General features: G+C 39.9%; 16 protein-coding genes. 4 read left to right on the forward strand and 12 right to left on the reverse strand.

Annotated features, from left to right (window positions below; genetic code table 11):
• Positions 1 to 2: 2 nt before the first annotated feature.
• From CVT00_RS03785 to CVT00_RS03820, 8 genes are all read right to left on the reverse strand, one after another.
• Positions 3 to 1,415 (reverse strand): replicative DNA helicase, encoded by a 1,413-nt coding sequence (locus CVT00_RS03785; RefSeq protein WP_107915469.1) that lies wholly within the window; start codon positions 1,413 to 1,415, stop codon positions 3 to 5.
• A 4-nt stretch (positions 1,416 to 1,419) separates the two neighbouring features.
• Entirely contained in the window at positions 1,420 to 2,478 is a 1,059-nt protein-coding gene (gene ispG / locus CVT00_RS03790; protein WP_107915471.1) for a flavodoxin-dependent (E)-4-hydroxy-3-methylbut-2-enyl-diphosphate synthase, read from the reverse strand.
• An 84-nt stretch (positions 2,479 to 2,562) separates the two neighbouring features.
• Positions 2,563 to 3,513 carry a hypothetical protein gene (locus CVT00_RS03795; protein WP_196376888.1) on the reverse strand — a complete coding sequence of 317 codons (951 nt, stop codon included), beginning with the start codon at positions 3,511 to 3,513 and terminating at the stop codon, positions 2,563 to 2,565.
• Positions 3,514 to 3,522: 9 nt separating this feature from the next.
• Complete coding sequence (locus tag CVT00_RS03800) at positions 3,523 to 4,977, reverse strand: MBOAT family O-acyltransferase (RefSeq protein ID WP_107915474.1); 1,455 nt, start codon at positions 4,975 to 4,977, stop codon at positions 3,523 to 3,525.
• Between the two features lie 51 nt (positions 4,978 to 5,028).
• Positions 5,029 to 6,879: a primosomal protein N' gene (locus CVT00_RS03805; protein WP_107915476.1), complete on the reverse strand. Its 1,851-nt coding sequence runs from the start codon at positions 6,877 to 6,879 to the stop codon at positions 5,029 to 5,031.
• Complete coding sequence (locus tag CVT00_RS03810) at positions 6,879 to 7,289, reverse strand: type II secretion system protein (RefSeq protein WP_103558180.1); 411 nt, start codon at positions 7,287 to 7,289, stop codon at positions 6,879 to 6,881. The genes CVT00_RS03805 and CVT00_RS03810 overlap by 1 nt, the downstream gene beginning before the upstream one ends.
• The gene (locus CVT00_RS03815) at positions 7,286 to 7,522 is read right to left on the reverse strand and encodes a hypothetical protein (protein WP_012001557.1); all 237 of its coding nucleotides are present in this window, start codon (positions 7,520 to 7,522) and stop codon (positions 7,286 to 7,288) included. Before CVT00_RS03815 ends, CVT00_RS03810 begins: the two co-directional genes overlap by 4 nt.
• Before the next feature lie 23 nt (positions 7,523 to 7,545).
• Positions 7,546 to 7,779 (reverse strand): hypothetical protein, encoded by a 234-nt coding sequence (locus tag CVT00_RS03820; RefSeq protein WP_002940382.1) that lies wholly within the window; start codon positions 7,777 to 7,779, stop codon positions 7,546 to 7,548.
• A 125-nt stretch (positions 7,780 to 7,904) separates the two neighbouring features.
• Here CVT00_RS03820 and uvrB point away from each other — a divergent pair, with 125 nt between their 5' ends.
• Positions 7,905 to 9,881: an excinuclease ABC subunit UvrB gene (uvrB, locus tag CVT00_RS03825; RefSeq protein WP_107915478.1), complete on the forward strand. Its 1,977-nt coding sequence runs from the start codon at positions 7,905 to 7,907 to the stop codon at positions 9,879 to 9,881.
• Between the two features lie 849 nt (positions 9,882 to 10,730).
• Here uvrB and CVT00_RS03830 read toward each other — a convergent pair.
• From CVT00_RS03830 to CVT00_RS03845, 4 genes are all read right to left on the reverse strand, one after another.
• Complete coding sequence (locus CVT00_RS03830) at positions 10,731 to 11,084, reverse strand: hypothetical protein (RefSeq protein ID WP_103558182.1); 354 nt, start codon at positions 11,082 to 11,084, stop codon at positions 10,731 to 10,733.
• Positions 11,085 to 11,087: 3 nt separating this feature from the next.
• A complete protein-coding gene (locus CVT00_RS03835) occupies positions 11,088 to 11,786 on the reverse strand; it encodes a hypothetical protein (protein WP_103652360.1) in 699 nt (232 codons plus the stop codon).
• Between the two features lie 98 nt (positions 11,787 to 11,884).
• On the reverse strand, positions 11,885 to 13,042 hold the full coding sequence (locus tag CVT00_RS03840; RefSeq protein ID WP_107915480.1) for an MFS transporter: 1,158 nt from the start codon (positions 13,040 to 13,042) through the stop codon (positions 11,885 to 11,887).
• Complete coding sequence (locus CVT00_RS03845) at positions 13,043 to 15,586, reverse strand: tryptophanyl-tRNA synthetase (protein ID WP_107915481.1); 2,544 nt, start codon at positions 15,584 to 15,586, stop codon at positions 13,043 to 13,045.
• Positions 15,587 to 15,754: 168 nt separating this feature from the next.
• Here CVT00_RS03845 and groES point away from each other — a divergent pair, with 168 nt between their 5' ends.
• The 3 genes from groES (at position 15,755) to CVT00_RS03860 (ending at position 19,165) form a co-directional block, all read left to right on the forward strand.
• Positions 15,755 to 16,015 carry a co-chaperone GroES gene (gene groES, locus CVT00_RS03850; RefSeq protein WP_002940431.1) on the forward strand — a complete coding sequence of 87 codons (261 nt, stop codon included), beginning with the start codon at positions 15,755 to 15,757 and terminating at the stop codon, positions 16,013 to 16,015.
• A 17-nt stretch (positions 16,016 to 16,032) separates the two neighbouring features.
• Entirely contained in the window at positions 16,033 to 17,667 is a 1,635-nt protein-coding gene (gene groL, locus CVT00_RS03855; protein WP_021085219.1) for a chaperonin GroEL, read from the forward strand.
• A gap of 130 nt (positions 17,668 to 17,797) precedes the next feature.
• Positions 17,798 to 19,165, forward strand: coding sequence for a phosphomannomutase/phosphoglucomutase (locus CVT00_RS03860; RefSeq protein ID WP_103611869.1), 1,368 nt, complete (start codon positions 17,798 to 17,800; stop codon positions 19,163 to 19,165).
• Positions 19,166 to 19,253: the final 88 nt, after the last annotated feature.

The raw sequence follows: 19,253 nt of genomic DNA on the forward strand, positions 1-19,253 counted from the left end.
ATTTACTCTTTAAATTCAGTTGATTGCACCGGTGTGGTGGCGATATCGCAAAAGCGAGAGTACTGCTTTTGAAAGAGCACGTCGATGGATCCCACTTCGCCGTTTCTATTTTTGCCAACAATGATCTCTGCGTTTTCTTGAAGCTTGTTAAAAACGTGCTCGCTTTGATAAGGTTTGCCCTCGGCTGCTGCCTTGCTCTTTTTCTCATTCTCCTCTTGCTCCAGATAGACCTCGTGCCTATAGACAAAAAGGATGATGTCGGCGTCTTGCTCGATCGCACCTGACTCTCTTAGGTCACTTAGCATAGGGCGCTTGTTCGCACGTGCCTCAAGGCCGCGGTTTAGCTGCGAAAGTGCGATGATAGGCATATCTAGCTCGCGCGCTAGAAGCTTTAAGCCACGAGAAATTTCAGCTATTTGTATGTGGCGTTCAGCGTAGTTGTTTGTGCTCATCATAAGGCCGATGTAGTCGATGACGCAGAGTGAAATTTCAGGATGAGCCGACTTTAGCTTGCGAAGCTGTGTCCTTACTTGGTGGATATTTACGTAGCCGCTATCGTGCACAAAGAGCTTGGCGTGCGAAAATTCGCTGCATGCGTGGCTAAAGTGAGCGAGCTTCTCGTCGTCTAGGTTCGCTGTCATTATCTCTTGAAGTGGGATCGAGGTCTTGTCTGCTAGCATCCTCATCATGATCTGCTCTGCTGGCATCTCAAGTGAGAAAAATACAACGCCAGCGCCACTTTTTAAAACGTGCCCCATGAAATTTAGACAAAGCGTCGTTTTACCCATGCCAGGGCGTGCTGCGATGATGATGAGGTCGCCGTTTTTAAAGCCTTTTATCATCTCATTTAGCTTTTTAAAGCCGGTGTTTAGTCCTATGATATCGCGCTCGTTTAGAGCTGCTTGCTTTTGCATATGCACGATCAAGCTTTTTATGATATCTTCGCTATCTCTGATGCTACCAGTGCCGCTGCCATCGACAAGAGAGTAAAACTCCTGACTTAACTCATCGACCATATCGCGACTAGCTTTGTCTTCATTTACCTTGCTTGGAATGTCGTGGGCGATCTTGACTAGACTTCGTTTGATCGACTTTTCTTTAAGTTCGTTTGCGTATCTTTGGATGTCGATGATCGAGTTTGTGGCTAAAATGCTCGCCATGACGTTGTCATCGTAGTTCTCGCCAAGCTTGTTTTTGATAAATGTCGATGCGATAGGCACATCGCCGTTTAGACAATCAACCATCGCTTTGTAAATTTGAGCGTGAGCCTTTAGATAAAAGTCTCCAGCCTTTATCGTGTCAAAAATTTCGCCCAAAGCGTCGTTGTTTGCGATGATTGAGCTTAGTATGGCTCGCTCCATATCAAGGTCGTAAAGGTTGCTAAATTCTATCTCGTTAAGTCTCTCTTTTGCCACTTCTTTATCCTCTGCTCTTTATCTCGTCGTCGATCTCTTGTAAAAATCTATCCACAAGCTCGCTCTCAGGCAGCCTAGCGACCACTTCGCCGTGTCGCATGATCATGCCATTTCCCTTGCCAAATGCTATGGCTACGTCTGCGCCTTTTGCCTCGCCGATCGCATTTACCACGCAGCCCATCACTGAGACGTTTAACGGCTCTTTTATCCCTTTTGTCTTTTCTTCTACGAGCTTTACTGCCGCCATGAGGTCAGCTTGCAAACGCCCACAAGTTGGGCATGAGATGATGTTTAGCCCCTCTTTTTGGCGGCCACTATCTTTTAAGATCGCCTTTGCGACTTTGATCTCCTCTTCAAGCTTGCCCGTGATGCTAACCCTCATCGTATCGCCGATGCCCTCAAGTAGTAACCCTCCAAGTGCGATGGCAGACTTGATAGTCGCGTGAAACGCCGTGCCAGCCTCCGTTACACCTAGATGAAATGGGTAGTTTGTCTTTGGGCGAAGCGCTCTGTAAGCTTGCATCGTGCGCTCGACATCGCTTGATTTGAGCGAAATTTTAATATCTGTAAAGTCAAAATCCTCAAGAAGCTTGATATTATACATTGCACTCTCCACCATAGCCTCCACCGTGCGGCCGTAGCGGTCCTCAAACTGCTTTTCAAGCGAGCCAGAATTTACGCCTATGCGGATGGGTAAGTTTCGCTGCTTGCAGGCATCAACGACTGCTTTTATGTTTTTAGCTGAGCCGATATTGCCTGGATTTATGCGGATAGCATCGACAAATTCGCTAACGATGAGCGCGTAGGTGTGGTTAAAATGTATGTCTGCAACGACTGGGATGGGTGAGCTGGCGACGATCTCTTTTAGTGCGCTGGCGTCCTCTTTATCAAAAACTGCGCAGCGCACGATGTCACAGCCTGCAAAATATAGCCTTTGTATCTGCTCTAGCGTGCCTTTTACGTCCTTTGTCTTTGAAAATGTCATTGACTGCACGGAGATCGGTGCGTCACCGCCTATTAAAACATCGCGAATTTTTATCTGTTTTGTTGGGTATCGTTGCAAAATTTTGCCTTTAAATTTTCAATACAAAATTGTAGTAAAAATTTGTTTTGAATTTTATGAAAATACTATATTTTAAAAAAAATGTTAATTTTGCAATAATATTTCAATAATATTTTTAGCAATAATTTTACGACCGTAATAATCAAGGTGCTCACACACATAGTTTTGATCTATAAAATTTTCACCAGGCACACCATATGATAGATCTAATACTGAAATATTATGATCAATAAAAAACTGTTTTATTATTTTTACATTATTATCAACAGAGCTTTTAAAATCATCTCCAACAATTACTTTTCCATGATCGATATTTATTGGTGTGATGTAAAATATCAACTTGATATTGTGGTTTTTTGCGTAATTGATCATTTCATTAATATACTTGAACATATCATGGTTTCTATCAAGTTTGTACATGTAAGAAGACTTGTATTTTAAAGAGAGCTTGTCTTTAAATTCCTCTTTTTTGTAATAAAATTTGTCATTACAATAAAAATCTTCATCAATTTTTATTTTTTGAATGTTGTTTGCAGTTCCTAAATTTTCATTATCCCTTACAATATTTAAAGAATTATATTTTTCTTTAGTATAAATAAAATAATCATATATTGCTTGATATGCAGCCTTTATATCTAATGCCAGTATTGAATATTTAATCCTTTGGGCAGTAAATCTATATTGGTTAAAATAAAACCACTCTTCGGAAAAGGAGCGTAAATTTATAGGTACTACAACAGTTGTATTTTTTGGAATAATTTTTATGTAATCTTTATATAATATTGGTGAATAGGCTGAACTATTTAAATTTATTACATGCAGTCCCATTTCTCTTAATATATCATCTACACCCATTGGATTTTTTTCACATTTTGAGTGTGATTTCATTACGCTATCTGAAAAATAAACAATGTCGTTACTGTTGAGTGCTAAAAGCTTTAAATTGTGATATGGCATGAATTCTATACAAAATATTATTGGCAAAATAAAAATAGACGTTGTTAAAAAAACAATAAGCCATTTTTTGTAAAACATTTTTATTCCTTAAAAATTAAAATATAAGAATTCAGATATATTATTTAGCGAAAAAATAGAGTATATAAAAACAATGGAGCAAAATATAGCAGTTTTAATTTCAAATTTTAATTGTTTCAAAATTTCTGCACTATTTTTAAATACTAAAACCAAAATAAAACCAAATAAAAGAAATAAAAATATATTTTTATCTCCAACTTTTTCTAAAAATCCACCGAAACCAACTCCTAAAGATTTTAAAAACCCAAGCTTTGCTAATAAAAAATTTGGCAAAACAATACCACTTAACCCAAACATCCCTTTTAGCACTTTTAAAGCATCACTCCACTCTTTTGCTCTAAAAAATATCCATACAATGTTTATAAAGTTAAAAGTTATAAACCAAGCCAAAATTTTATTCATCTTAAAGCCAAGTTCACTCCAAATTCTATGAATAACCAAGGCAACGCCATGCAAAAATCCCCAAAAGACAAATGTCCAGCCAGCCCCGTGCCATATACCACCTATTATAAAGGTCGCCATTAAATTTGCATATGTTCGAAGCCTGCCTTTTCGGTTACCACCTAGCGGGATATAGATATAGTCTCTTAAAAAGCGGCTTAGTGTTATGTGCCACCTGCGCCAAAAGTCTTGAATGTTTAAGGCTTTATAAGGTGAGTTAAAGTTTATCGGAAGCTTAATGTTAAAAAGAAGTGCTGCACCGATAGCCATATCGCAGTATCCGCTAAAATCAAAGTAAAGCTGAAATGTATAGCTTAGGCTAGTCGCCCATGCTTCAAATAAATTTAAGACAGTCGCCTTGTCAAAACCATTTGTTGCCCAAACAGCAAAACTATCAGCGATAACTACCTTTTTAAAAAGTCCTATCGAAAATATAAATAGACCAAGTGCTATATTTTTATAGTTAATTATTTTATTTCTAACATTTGCAAACCGCGGCATCATCTCTTTGTGATGCACGATCGGACCAGCGATTAGTTGCGGAAAAAAGGTAACAAATAAGCAGTAGTTTAAAAAGTCATACTGCTTCGTACCCCCCCCCATAGCACTATCGACCAAATAGGCTATCTGCTGAAAAGTAAAAAATGATATCGCAAGAGGTAGTAGCAAATTTAAATGAGGTATCTGGGTGTTAAAGATAAAATTTACATTGCTTATGAAAAAGTCTGAATATTTAAAATATCCAAGTAGCATCAAATTTGCTGCGATGCCCAGTACAAGAATAAATTTTTTAGAAATTTTACTATTTTCTTTATTTAGCTCCACTCCAAAGCAGTAGTTAAACACCATTGAGCCTAAGATTAGCGGCAGATATATGACATTCCACCAGCTATAAAAAAATAGAGATGATAGAACCAAAAAGCCTTTTGCTACTTCTGTAAGACGCTTTTTATTTAGGTAAAAGTATATAAAAAATGTAAATGGCAAGAATAAAAATATAAATTCATAAGAGTTAAAAAGCATTGATGCATCCGTTAAATTTTTGGTGAGATTATAATCAACATTAGCTAATCTCTAACTAAAATTTACTGGGTCTATATCGATATCGCTAAGTTCGCTTTTGCAGAGGTTTGCCGCTTTTAAAAGCATGGTGTGCGAGTTTGAACGAAGTAAAATTTCATATCTAAATTTACCCACAAGATACTCAGCCTGGCACTTGCCGTATCCAACGATCTCTAGCTCGTCACTTTTTAGTGGCTCTAGCCTTTGCACAAATTCGTTCATTGCACCCTTTGCGGTGCTCTCATCTTTATGCGAAACGACTACGCGAAGAAGCCTAGTAAATGGCGGATACAGTCCCTCTCGGTAGCCGATCTCATCCTTTAAAAACGCGTCGTAGTCGCTAATGAAGCTTTCGAAAAACTCCCTTTGCTTGCTTTGAATGATGACCCTGCCAGCTCCGTTTCTGCCGGCTCTTCCAGCTACTTGCATAGCAAGGGCAAGTGTGCGCTCTCTAGCTCTAAAATCAGGAAAATTTAAAAGCTCGTCAAAGCCCATGATGACGGCTAACTCGACGTTGTGATAATCATGTCCCTTGCTTAGCATCTGCGTGCCAAGCAGGATGTCTATCTTGCCGTCGTTAAATTCTTTCAATGCCTTTACAAGCTTGTTTTGCGTCGTGATCTCGTCCCTGTCAAATTTAGCGATCCTAGCGTTTGCAAACTCGGCTTGCAGTCGCTCTAAAAGCTCGCTTGTACCGATCTTTTTAGCCTCTATCATCTCACTGCCGCACTGATGACAAGTCTTTGGCACGGCCATTTTGTGCTCGCAGTATTGGCACTTTAGCACGTTTTGTTTTTTATAGTAGCTCATGCCGATGCTACAAAATGGACACTTCACCGTCTCGCCGCAGTTTTTGCAGACTAGATATTTGAAATTTGCCCTTGTTGGCAGGCAGATGACGGCTTGTTTTTTATTTTCAAGCGTTTTTGCGATCTGCTCTTTTAAAATTTCACTTATGCCAGTCTCGCTCTCGTCAAATATATAGCTCTTTTGTGACGCAAAGTATGTCCCCTTTAGGCGAAAATGCTCTTGTTTATAAAAGCTAGTGAGGCTTGGCGTGGCGCTTCCAAGTACCACTTGCAGGTCAAATTTGCTAGTTAGAAAGAGCGCTAGGTCTCTTGCGTTGTAGTGGGGCTTTGAGCCTGTGTTTTTGTAGCTATCGTCGTGCTCTTCGTCGATGATGATGAGTTTTGGCCGCTCAAGTGGCAAAAATAGGGCAGATCTCGCACCTGCTATGAGCCTTGCCTTGCCACTTTTAATATCCTTTAAAATTTGCTCTTTTTTCTTTGGCGTGATCTTTGAGTGCCACACAGCCACAGCCTCGCCAAAGAAGCTCTCTAAGCGCTTTTGCATCTGCGGTGTTAGTGAAATTTCAGGCATCAAAAATAGCGCTTGGCCACCTGCGTTTAAAATTTCTCTGATCTTTGCTATATAAATTTCGCTTTTGCCACTTCCAGTGTCGCCAAAGATGAGCGAGCTTTTTCGTGTGTTTATAAAATTTAGCGCTTCTTGCTGCTTTGGGCTTAGATTTGGCGTTTTAAAGTCGGTTGCGCCACTATAAATTTCATCATCTATAAGGCTTTGTGGCTCAAATAAATTTATAGCAACGCCAAGCTCGCAGGTGTAGTAGTAGGCGATAAATTTAGCCAAAGTTGCTTGGATGTCGTTTAGTTTGAGGGGTAAAATTTCATCAATTAGGCTTGTTTTAAAGCTTGACTCATCAACTTCGCGCAGGATAAAGCCAGTTAGACTTTTGCCTCTAAGTTTTGCGCTGACGGCGCGAAATGGCGCAATATCTAGCTCGCTTTTATACGTGAGCGCAGCTAAATTTACTCCGCTAAATACGACCTCGTAGTATCTCATCACTCAAGGGCGCTGCAAAGTCCGTCGCTGCTCTCGCAGTCAAATTCGCCAGTGGTTTTGTTGTAAGTGAAATTTGCTGTTTGTCCGTCTAGCTTGAAGGTATAAGTGGTTGCTCCAGTTTTATGCCAGCCGTTTTTTGTGCCGCTATCAGCGATATTTACGCTTATTACTTTGTTGAAAAGTTTATTTCCATCATCAAGCGTCTCTGGATATACTGGAGTGCCTTTTAGAACGCTATCGTTGTATTTTAGTGAGATGCCACTTTTTATGGCAGCGATTTGCGTTTTTGCGTTCGCGACTATGGCGTCGCTTCTAGTGAAGAAAAGCTTTGGTATAGCAATAGCGCTCAAGACGCCAAGTATGACGATGACAAATATAATTTCTATTAGGGTAAAAGCTCTTTTTTTCATTTATTTTCCGGTTTTAGTATCTCTTCTATCTCTTTTGTGACGTCCTTTACGACGCGCAAATTTGTGTAGCTCTCGTAGCTCTTTTCGACAAAGGCGTTTATAAGCTCACGAGGCTCGATAAATTTCTTTCCCCCCATAAATTTCTGCCAGTCGCGCTCGAAAATTTCAGCAAAATCATCATCAAGCGTAATCGTATAGTCGCGAGATGATACGGTGAGCGTGATCTGTTTCATTTTTTATGCCAAAAATGCCTAGCTTATCTACCAAGGACGGCTTCGATCTTTTTCATTACATCATCAGCTTCGCTATTTTTCTTATCTAGATCCTCTTCTAGGCGCATGATTTGGTTGGTTTTTGCCTCATTTTGTGCTTTTAATGTTACGATCTCGTTACGTAGCTCTTCATTTACTCTGCAAACTTCATCGTATTTAGTGATGAGGTCATTTACTTTATCGCTTAGTGTGGTTAAGATCGCATTATCTTCAAACATAAAGGTTCCTTTAAAATAATAATTAATGCCGTATTCTAACACGCAGAGGCTAAATTCTTTTTAAAATTCTCATTTGACAAAGCACTATCTTTGCTATAAAATTCGCCCAAATTTAAAGGTAGTTAATGAGTAAATTTGAAATTTCATCTAAATTTAGCCCAAGCAGTGACCAAGCAAGAGCGATAAAAGAGATAGTAAAAAGTATAAAATCAGGCAACAAATACCAAACACTTCTAGGCGTGACAGGGTCTGGCAAGACCTTTACCATGGCAAACGTCATACGTGAGCTAAATATGCCAACGCTTATAATGACGCATAATAAATCCCTTGCTGCTCAGCTTTACAGCGAGTTTAAGGGCTTTTTTCCAAAAAATCACGTCGAGTACTTCATAAGCTACTACGACTACTACCAGCCAGAGGCCTACATCCCAAGAAGCGACCTATATATAGAAAAGGATAGCTCAGTAAATGAGGAGCTTGAGCGTCTGCGCCTCTCTGCGACGGCTAGCTTGCTAAGCTTTGACGATGTCATCTGTGTCGCCTCAGTCTCTGCAAACTACGGCCTTGGTAATCCAAGCGAGTATAAGGGGATGGTGGCATATCTTAGCGTGGGCGAGAAGATAAGCCAAAGAAAGCTTTTAGAGCAGCTTGTTGATATGGGCTATAAGCGTAATGACAACTATTTTGACAGAGGGGATTTTCGTGTAAATGGCGATGTGGTGGATATTTACCCAGCTTACTACAACGACGAAGCCCTAAGGATCGAGTTTTTTGGCGATGAGATCGATGCGATGTATCATTTTGACGTGCTTGATAACAAAAGGCTAAAGGATATCTCTAAATTTACGCTTTATGCCACCAGCCAGTTTATCGTGGGCGCTGATAGGCTAAAGATCGCAATGAAAGAGATCGAAGAGGAGCTTGATTTTCGTTTGAAAGAGTTTAACGAGCAGGGCAAGCTAGTCGAGGCGCAGAGGTTAAAGCAAAGGGTGGAGTTTGACCTTGAGATGATGGCAAGCACTGGCATGTGTAAAGGTATCGAAAACTACGCGCGCCACCTAACCGGACAAAAGCCTGGAGAGACGCCGTACTCGATGTTTGACTACTTTGAGATAAGTGGCAAAGACTATCTAGTCATCGTCGATGAGAGTCACGTGAGTTTGCCGCAGTTTAGGGGCATGTACGCGGGTGACAGGAGCCGTAAAGAGGTGCTTGTGGAGTATGGATTTCGCTTGCCATCAGCGCTTGATAACAGGCCGCTTAAATTTGATGAATTCATAAGCAAAAAGGCGAAATTTCTCTTTGTCTCAGCCACGCCAAACGAATACGAGCTTGGTATCAGCCAGGGACACGTCTATGAGCAGATTTTGCGACCTACTGGGCTGCTTGATCCTCTCATCGAGATAAAAGATAGTGATAACCAGGTCGAGGCGCTATTTGACGAGGCAAAGGCGGTGATCGCTAGAGGTGAGCGCGTGCTAGTTACGGTGCTAACTAAGAAGATGGCCGAGGAGCTAAGCCGCTACTACATCGAGCTTGGCATAAAGGTCAAGTATATGCACTCAGACATCGACGCGATCGAGCGAAATGAGATCATTAGGGGGCTTAGAAGTGGCGAATTTGACATGCTAATAGGCATAAATTTGCTCCGTGAGGGGCTTGATCTGCCTGAAGTGAGCCTGATAGCGATCATGGACGCCGATAAAGAGGGCTTTTTGCGCTCGACAACGAGCCTTATACAGACGATGGGTCGCGCAGCTAGAAATGTAAATGGCAAGGTGCTAATGTTTGCCAAAAAGATCACGCACTCGATGAAAGAGGCGATCGATACAACGACAGCTAGGCGTAAATTTCAAGATGAATACAACAAAGCTCACGGCATCACGCCACACTCTGCAAGCAGAAATATCGAAGAGAGCTTGCATGTCGAAGATGATGGTGAAATTTACAAGCGTGGTAAAAATTTAGAGAAGATGCCAGCTAGCGAGCGAGCTGCGATCGTAAAAGAGCTAAGAAAGCAGATGCTTGAAGCGGCGGCGCAGCTGGAGTTTGAGAAGGCGGCGGCGCTGAGAGATGAGATAGCAAAGATGAGAAAACTTTAAAAAGGCTCGTCTCTTGCGCGCTTTTAAATGAACTAGAAATTTTCTCCCTTGATGAACTATGTGTTCTATCTTCGGTCGAAAATTTCTTCGTAACATTTAAAATCATCACAAGATACTTTGCCTCGATGCTTTGGTAGCTAAAATTTAAATTTCTACGTGTCTCTGGTCTGCGCAAATTTTAACTGCGCAACATTTAAATCGATCACAAAATACTGCCACCAAATAAAATTAAATTTTAATTTTTCGTGCATTTAGTATTTTTTATACGCTCCCTCGTTTTTGCTCATCCGCCTTGTCTCCTCGTAGTGAAATCTCGTTGCGAGCAAAGCGAAGCAAAAAACAAAAAAGTTCTTGTCTTTGGCGATTTGTCTTTTTCTGCTATACGTCGTTGAAATTTCACTCTACTGCAGTCACATATTATATGCATGCTCCTTTGTATCGCAAAATTTCGCCTTGTCTCATTATAGAGAGAAACTAAAGAGAAAATCATCTTGTCTTTAGCTGTTTAAACTACAAATTTATCGCCAAATACCCTTTTATTATCGATCCCTGCTCTCTTGTGTCTTTTTCTACGCTATACCAAGCAATTAATAGAAAGAAAAACTCTGCTATATTAAAAAGGTCTATGTTTTTGGTTAAAAAGCCTATAAAGTCTGGTTTGCCTGGAAATAATAGTACTAAAAGTATGACCGGAACTTATCGCAAACAATATAAAATTTATCCAAAATAGCCTACTTTTAGTTGCACTTACTAATCTTGTTGTAAATAAAAATAAAAATACCGTAGCTAACAAATGAGCAAATATTCCAATGTAGAAGATTGTATTGGCACTAGAAGTTAAAGATACAATTAAGGCATCGCGTATACCAAAGATATTAAAAAAGTATAATCGTAAGCATATATATAGATGTAGTCAGTTGTTGCTTTTGCTATTGTAAATATCACAAAAAGGATAGAGAAAAATAAGAAATTTATACGCAGTCTTATCTCATTTAATGTATGTGCTATCTGCTTAATGGCTGAGTAAATAACCGCTAATACTACCGCGTAAGCAAGAGGCTTTATAAATATTATTGGTCGAAGAGACATTCTTTCTTGATGTACTAACAAATATTCAAAAAATATATAGTAAATAAAAGTTGCAACAAGGCCAAATAAACAAGCTGTTGCGGCTAATTGGCTTGAAGATTTGATAGTAGCCACATTTTAAATCTCACCTTCGCTAGTTGCTTGGATTTTGTCACTATTTGCTTGTGTCTTTAGTCGCCACCATGCGATTAAAGCAAGAAAGAAAACCCCAATATCAATATAATCATAAATTTTGTGGTCAATTTTAATAAAGTAGATTGCTATATGAAATGCACCAAATAATACATAAGCCCAAAACATTTTTTCTTTTGTTATTTTTATTAATTTTGCGATAGATATAAATAAAAATAGTGATGCTATTGTAAATAATACTCTCAATAAATAACTACGATAAATGAGTATCTGTTTAAACAGGTCATGATTATACATGATCTCTTCGTTGCTATAAAAATAATTCAATATCGTAAAGATAAAATCATCATAATCAATTTTTCTTTCTCCTAGATACATAACAATTTTAAAAGTCAAAAAAGATAAAATCACATATATCAAAATTAAAATAGTAAAAATTTTAAAATATGTTCTTAGTTTTGAGGAATTATAAACAGAGCATATCAATGAAATTGCAAAAAACAAAAGTAGCCAACTGATAGAGTCACAGCATACTTTGAAGATAAGGCTGAAATTATCATCAAGGATTTTGCGAAGTCCTGAAATGAACACTAGATACTTAAATATCATCACAATACAAGATATAAGTCCCAACTCTCTGGCATTTTTTAACATATATTGTTTTTCTTGTTGTAGCGGTTCCAAATTTACTCCTTAAATTAAAATAGTTATTTTATTGTAATTATTTTAAAAAATGTTTAAATATTTTAAATCAGGTTAATTTATTTTAAATTGGTATTTATTTATCTCGTGACTGGCTTTAAAAAGTAGCTAGACACCGCGCAGATAAGCGATACTGCGGCGATAAAGTAAAACGAGTGCGTTAGGCTAAAGATGTCAGCGATCTTGCCAATGACCGTTGCAAATATACCGCCGATTGTGATACTAAGTCCAAGCGTTACGCCGGAGGCTAGGCCGATTTGATTTGGTAGATAAAGCTGTGCAAGGGCGATTGAGGGGCTAAAAGACAGGCTGATGCAGGCACTCACGCACATGGAGGCTGCGAGAAATAGCGCGTAGCTGTCGATAAAGAGCATTAGCACGACTAGCGGCGCGGCGATGCTTAGGCTTATTTTGATGAGCCTAACTAAGCCGTATCTATCTGCTAGCGCTCCGCCAAATAGCGTAGAGATCGCACCTGCAGCAAAAAACATACTTAAATTTACATTTGCAGCCTCTTTGCTAAGACCAAAAATTTTGATGAGATAGATGCTGAAAAATGCCGCAAAGCCAAAAGCGACGATAGAGCGTGAAAATATACAGACACAAAGCCTCAAAAATGCGCCCAGATCGTCTTTTAGGGCGCTTTTTTTTTGTGAAATTTGCTTTTTGTGATTGCCTTCTAGCGCTTTTATAAATTTGCCCTTTTTAAGGTATAAAAGCGTTAGAAAAATTTGAGGGATTATAAAGACCAGCGTCCCTTTTAGGCCAAAATTTCCCACAAAAATGGCAACTAAAATGGGCCCAACTGCAAAGCCTACGTTGCCACCAAATGAAAATATGCTTATGCTTTTGGCTCTATTTTTGGCGTTTGAGGCGTAGTTTACGATCCTTGCGGCGCTTGGGTGAAAGAGCGCGGCGCCGATACCGCTTATCATCACGCAAATTAGGATGATGTAGTAATTTGTCACAAAGCCAGTGAGACTCATGCCTCCGCCTGCAAGCAGTAGCCCAAGCGGGATGACGCATGGTAGCTCTTTTTTGTCGCTTAAGCGGCCGATAAGTGGCTGGATGAGCGAGCTTGCTAAATTTGTGGCGGTCACGAGCGAGGCGGCTGTTGAGTAGTCGTAGTGGTAGCTCGCGATGAAAAATGGCAGCATCGCGCCAAGCGCACTTTGGTTTATGTCGCTACAAAAGTGCCCAAGCCCCATTAGATACTTTAAATTTTCCGCCTTTTTCATCTAAAATAGCCCTTTTAAAAGCCCCTTTAAATTTTGCTTTTCGCCGTTTGTGCTCTCATCATCTTTGCCCAGCTTTTTATCTAAAAATCTACCTATCTCTTTTTTGACCTTATTTTCAAGATATTGCGATCTGACATCGTATTTTAGCTTGTCTGTCGTGCCTGAAATTTGCACGTTTAGGTCAGTCTTTTCGAGCCTACAAACAAGTGGTGCATTAAGCATTTTTGTCGCAGTATTGTAAGTGCCGCCTGTAACCTTTATATCGCTCTTTGGCGAGCTTAAATTTACGTTAAAGATGACGTTGTCGCCCTTTATATCGCCGTAAATTTTACCGTCTTTGTAGATCTCTTTTGTGATGTCCTTGCCAGTGAAGGTTTTTATGTTGTTTGTGAGATTTGTGCTGGCTAGGTGACCCTCTTTTAGCAAGATGTCAAATTTGCCGAGCTTTTGCTTCGTTTCGTAGTCAAATTTAGCATCGCCGTTGCCATCATAAAGATGCTCTAAACCCAAAGTCTGCGTTAGCCCCTTGACTTCGAAGTTTTTTAGCACCGCATCAAGCGTACCACCTTTGTAGTTTGCCTCTAGTTTACCCTTAAATAGATCATCTGAAGTGGCTTTTACGCTTAGATCATCCACTTTGCCATTTGCCGTTACGAGGGCTGCAAATTTACCGTGAAGCTCGCGGCCAGCTAAAAATGCAAGCTTATTTAGCTCTGAAACCACCGCTTGAAGCTTTAGGTTTAGCGTGCTTTTGCCCGTGTCAAAGCTGCCATCTATGCCCTTTATATCAGCTAGCGAGCTAAGAAAGTCGCCACTAAATTTTGCTACGTCGCCTTTATAGTCTAGGCTCAAATTTGAGCTAAATTTCTCATTTTCAGGGAATTTTTTATCAAGCATTTTGCTAAGCGCTACGGCGTTAAATTTACCCTCATTTAAAGCGATCGTTGCAGCGATACTTGGGCTTTTACTAAAGATATTTTGCCCCTTTGCTTGGACATTTGCCTTGGCGTTTGCCAGTCTGTCGTTGCCGCTAAGTGCTAGTATCTCTCCAAGCTGCGCCTCTTTTAGGCTAAGATCAAGATTTTCATTTTTTATGGTGGCGTTTAGCTTGCCAGCAAAGGCATCGCCGCCTAAATTTAGCTCATCTATCTTGCTTGCTTTAACCTTCACATCGCCCGCAAGCGCCATTTTTGAGCCCACCTCAAAGCCGCTAACCGCTTTAAATTTCTCAGGGTCGCTAATAAGCAGGGCAAATTTGCTAAAAATTTGGCTGTTTTTTAGGTCATAAACGCCCTTTATATCCTTTAGCTCGCCAAGGTCGCTAAGCACATTTGCGTCAAAATTTACAAGTTCATTTTTTGCGGTGGCACCGCCTTTTAGCTCAAATTTAGCCGCGTTTTTAAGTTTTGCAAGACCATTATTTATAAGGCCGTTTTTTATCTCAAATTTAGCCTCACCTGCAAGCTTTTTTAGCTCGTCAAAGCCGCTAAAATTTGCGTTTAAATTTATCTGCCCGTCTGCGTAGCTAGGCTGCAAGGCAAGCGCTAGAAGCTCTTTTAGTTTGATGCTAGTTGCATTTAGGGCTAAGTTTTTGCTATCAAAATTTGCATTTATCTTGCCGCCAAGGCCGTTTATCTCAGCTTTTAGGTTTTTAAGAGCATTTTCTTGCATCGTAATTTCGCCGTTTGCATCCACTGCGCCACTTAGCTGCTCGCCCAAGAGCTTGCCAAAAAGGGCAAGATCAGGCACATTTAGCGAAAAGTCGCTCTTTAAATTTTTGCTAGCTAGATCATAGGTCGTCTCATTTGCCTTTAAAGTGGCTTCTGGTGCGATGATAATGGTTTTTGCACTCACTTTTTCATTTGCAAATTTAGCATTTACGCCGCCTTTAAAGCTTATATCTTTTGCCAAATTTAGTCCAAATTCGTTTTTAAGAATTTCTTTGTTTATCGCTGCATCGCTTGCTAAAATTTGAGCGTTTATGATGGGCTCATTTTTCTCATCAACCCCTTGCATATTGCTCGTTAGATCAAGCTTGCCGCTAGCTAAATTTGGCTTTTGTGCAAGCGCTGAGATCTCAGAAAGCTCGATGTTTTTAGCGTCAAGATTTAGAGCTTTTGGCAGGTAGTCTTTTAAATTTGCGTTTAAATTTATGTTTGAGCCAAGCGCCGTACCAGTTGCCACTAGCTTAAAGTCGCTAAATTTACCAGCCACTTTTGCTTTAAGAGCTACATCTTTTTTTAACCCAAGCTCGCTAGCCTTTGCCTTGTCAGCGTCTATATCTATGTTTAAATTCATACTTTGAGCAAGCAACGAGAGATCGCCATTTGCCTTTAAATTTATGGCGTTCATCACGGTCGCTTCTAAATTTAGCGTGCTAAATCCTAGGCTAAAATCTTTAAATTTGAGTTCAACGCCACGACCGAGTGCCTCTTTTTCGATCTTGCCAGCGATAAATTTACTCCCAAATGGGCTAAATAAAAGGCCAAAGATGCAAGCCACTATGAGCACAAGCGCGCCAACTATGTAAGCTACTTTTTTCATAAAATTCCTTTATATTAGTTTTATATATCACGAAACTTTAGTCAAATGGACTAAAGGTTTTATTTAAATTTGCTATAAATTATTGACTTTTTCAGAAAAAAATGCTAGGATTTCATCACTCAAAAATAAAGAGTGCTAAAAAAGACAATTAAACTAAAAGGATGAACAATGAACTTTCAACCATTAGGCAAGCGTGTCCTAGTCGAACGCGTAGAAGAGACAAAGACGACAGCTTCGGGCATAATTATACCTGATAACGCAAAAGAAAAACCTTTAAGCGGCGAGGTAAAAGCAGTTGGCGCTGAAGCTGAGGGCGTAAAAGTTGGTGAAAAAGTAGTATTTGCTAAATACGCTGGCACTGAGGTAAATTTAGATGATAAAACATATCTTGTTTTAAACATCGACGACGTTTTAGGTGTGATTAAATAATTTAAAAAGGAAAAACAATGGCAAAAGAAATTTTTTACTCTGATGACGCAAGAAACCGCCTATACGAGGGCGTAAAAAAACTAAATGACGCTGTAAAAGTGACAATGGGACCAAGAGGCAGAAATGTCCTTATCCAAAAGAGCTTTGGTGCTCCAAACATCACAAAAGACGGCGTTAGCGTGGCTAAAGAGGTTGAGCTAAAAGATACTATCGAAAACATGGGTGCAAGCCTAGTTAGAGAAGTAGCAAGCAAGACAAACGACCAAGCAGGCGACGGCACTACAACAGCAACTGTGCTAGCTCACGCGATATTTAAAGAGGGTCTTAGAAACGTAACTGCAGGCGCAAATCCTATCGAAGTAAAACGCGGCATGGATAAAGAAGTAGCAGCTCTTATAGATGCACTAAAAAACATCTCTAAAAAAGTTTCTGGCTCAAAAGAGATCGCGCAGATCGCTACTATCTCAGCAAACTCAGATGAGAGCATCGGCAAACTTATCGCTGATGCGATGGAAAAAGTCGGCAAAGATGGCGTTATAACAGTAGAAGAGGCAAAGTCTATCCAAGACGAGCTAAGTGTTGTTGAGGGTATGCAGTTTGACCGCGGATACCTAAGCCCATACTTCATCACAAACCCTGAAAAGATGCAAGTTGAGCTAAGCAATCCTTTCATATTGCTATTTGACAAGAAGATCACAAATTTAAAAGACTTATTGCCAGTGCTTGAGCAAGTACAAAAGAGTGGCAAACCACTTCTAATCATCGCTGAAGATATCGAGGGTGAGGCACTTGCAACGCTTGTTGTAAATAAACTTCGTGGCGTGCTAAACATCTCAGCTGTAAAAGCTCCTGGCTTTGGCGACAGAAGAAAAGCGATGCTTGAAGATATCGCTATCTTAACAGGTGGCGAAGTTATCAGCGAAGAGCTAGGCAGAACACTTGAGAGTGCTAGTATAAACGATCTTGGACAAGCTTCAAGCGTAGTTATCGACAAAGACAACACAACTATCGTAAATGGCGCAGGCGAGAAGTCAGCAATAGACGCTAGAATCACTCAGATCAAAGCTCAAATCGCTGAGACAACAAGCGACTATGACAAAGAAAAACTTCAAGAGCGCCTTGCAAAACTAAGTGGCGGCGTGGCAGTTATCAAAGTAGGTGCTGCGACTGAGACAGAGATGAAAGAGAAAAAAGACCGCGTAGATGACGCTCTAAGCGCTACTCGTGCAGCCGTAGAAGAGGGCATCGTAGTAGGTGGCGGTTCAGCTCTTATCCTAGCTTCAAAGAGTGTAAATTTAAATTTACAAGGTGACGAGGCAATCGGCGCTGAGATCGTTAGAAGAGCGCTTCGTGCTCCACTTCGCCAAATCGCTGAGAACGCTGGCTTTGACGCAGGCGTAGTAGCAAACGCAGTTGAGACAAGTAAAGATGCAAATTTTGGCTTTAACGCTGCAACCGGCGAATATGTAAATATGTTTGAAGCTGGCATCATCGACCCAGTTAAGGTTGAGAGAGTTGCTCTACAAAACGCTGTTAGCGTGGCTAGCTTGTTACTAACTACTGAAGCAACTATCAGCGAGATAAAAGAAGAAAAAGCAATGCCTGCAATGCCTGACATGGGCGGAATGGGTGGCATGGGCGGCATGATGTAGCAGCCATTTTCGAGCTAGAGCTTTTCTAGCTCGAATTTAAATTTTTAATCTCACTAAATTTATAAAATTATTTACTCCTTTTTAAATTTATTCTTGTATCATTTTTGCATTCTTTTAGGGAGAATTTACAATGAAATATGATGAAATTTTTAGAGAATACGACATCCGTGGTATTTATGAAAAAGACTTGACAGAAGATAGCGTCAAGGCTATAGGGCTCGCTTTAGGCAAGAAATTTAACGAATTTGGCGTGAAAACTTTAAGCGTTGGTTTTGACGCAAGGCTAAGTGCTAGCACGCTTTTTAGGTATCTGTTAAGTGGCCTAAACAAGGCTGGTGGTTTTAAAATTTATAACATCGGCTTGTTACCAACTCCTGTTGGCTACTTTAGCGTTTATGCTGATTATTTTGATGCAAACATCATGATCACGGGCTCTCACAATCCAAAAGATTATAACGGCTTTAAGATTACTATCAAAAAGGATAGTTTTTTTGGCAAAGATCTGCAAATTTTAAAAGATAAGGTGAATGAGATAATCGCCTCTGGTGAGCAGATCGCAGACGATGAGAGCTGTGAGAAATTTAACATCTTAGAAAAATATGTCGAGTTTTTTGTAAAAGAATTTAGCGAACTTAAAAATTTCAAAAAGCCTTTTGTCATCGACTGCGCAAATGGCGCTGTTGGCGTGAGCTTGGTGCCTATCGTTAAAGCGCTTGGTCTAAATGCAAAAATTTTATATGAAGATCCAGACGGAAACTTCCCAAATCACCACCCAGACCCAAGCGAAAAAGAGAATTTAAAAGAGATATTTTCGCTCATCGAAAAGAAGGAATTTGACCTTGGATTTGGCTTTGACGGAGATGGCGACAGGATCGCAGTTATAACGCCAAAAAGAGATATAAAAGGCGATGAACTAGCATATCTTTATGCGCTAAATATGAAACATCCAAAAGTGCTTGGCGAGGTAAAATGCTCACAAAATATGTATGATGAGATCGCAAAAATCGGCGAAGTCTTCATGGGTAAGACAGGACACAGCAATATAAAAAAGATGATGAAAGAGCTAAACGTAGATCTCGCGGCTGAAGTTAGTGGGCATATCTTCTTTAAAGAGCGCTATTTTGGCTTTGATGATGCGCTTTATGCGATGATGAGGGTGCTTGAGTTAGTTCATAAGGGCTTTGACCTTGACGGCGAGCTTGATAAGATGCCGCTTGTCTTTAGCACCGATGAGATCAAGATAAAGACGACTGACGAGGCTAAATTTAAGATAGTTGCTAAGCTAAAAGAGTGCGTGAAAAACGAGAACTGCGACCTACCGAAGATAAAAAATATCATCGACATTGATGGCATAAGAATTCAGTTTGAAAATGGCTGGGCACTGGTGCGTGCGTCAAATACAACGCCAGTTATCGTCACTAGATTTGAAGCAAAGAGCAAGGAATTTCTAGAAGAGATCGAGCAAAAAGTAACAAATTTGCTAAAGAGCTTAATGTAGCTAACAAAAAGCATTTTGGGTTAAATTTACTCCAAAATGCTTTTCAAAATTTTATTTAAATATTCAAAAACTAAGGTTTTCTCTCTCA

It is taken from the genome of Campylobacter concisus (assembly GCF_003048675.2).
GTDB lineage: Bacteria > Campylobacterota > Campylobacteria > Campylobacterales > Campylobacteraceae > Campylobacter_A > Campylobacter_A concisus_F.

What these genes read in the sequence shown, in the direction of transcription:
- groL (WP_021085219.1), top strand. Translation starts at nt 16,033, where the DNA reads ATGGCAAAAGAAATTTTTTACTCTGATGACGCAAGAAACCGCCTATAC.
- CVT00_RS03820 (WP_002940382.1), bottom strand. Translation starts at nt 7,779, where the DNA reads ATGTTTGAAGATAATGCGATCTTAACCACACTAAGCGATAAAGTAAAT.
- CVT00_RS03795 (WP_196376888.1), bottom strand. Translation starts at nt 3,513, where the DNA reads ATGTTTTACAAAAAATGGCTTATTGTTTTTTTAACAACGTCTATTTTT.
- CVT00_RS03805 (WP_107915476.1), bottom strand. Translation starts at nt 6,879, where the DNA reads ATGAGATACTACGAGGTCGTATTTAGCGGAGTAAATTTAGCTGCGCTC.
- CVT00_RS03810 (WP_103558180.1), bottom strand. Translation starts at nt 7,289, where the DNA reads ATGAAAAAAAGAGCTTTTACCCTAATAGAAATTATATTTGTCATCGTC.
- CVT00_RS03800 (WP_107915474.1), bottom strand. Translation starts at nt 4,977, where the DNA reads ATGCTTTTTAACTCTTATGAATTTATATTTTTATTCTTGCCATTTACA.
- uvrB (WP_107915478.1), top strand. Translation starts at nt 7,905, where the DNA reads ATGAGTAAATTTGAAATTTCATCTAAATTTAGCCCAAGCAGTGACCAA.
- CVT00_RS03840 (WP_107915480.1), bottom strand. Translation starts at nt 13,042, where the DNA reads ATGAAAAAGGCGGAAAATTTAAAGTATCTAATGGGGCTTGGGCACTTT.
- groES (WP_002940431.1), top strand. Translation starts at nt 15,755, where the DNA reads ATGAACTTTCAACCATTAGGCAAGCGTGTCCTAGTCGAACGCGTAGAA.
- CVT00_RS03845 (WP_107915481.1), bottom strand. Translation starts at nt 15,586, where the DNA reads ATGAAAAAAGTAGCTTACATAGTTGGCGCGCTTGTGCTCATAGTGGCT.
- CVT00_RS03815 (WP_012001557.1), bottom strand. Translation starts at nt 7,522, where the DNA reads ATGAAACAGATCACGCTCACCGTATCATCTCGCGACTATACGATTACG.
- CVT00_RS03860 (WP_103611869.1), top strand. Translation starts at nt 17,798, where the DNA reads ATGAAATATGATGAAATTTTTAGAGAATACGACATCCGTGGTATTTAT.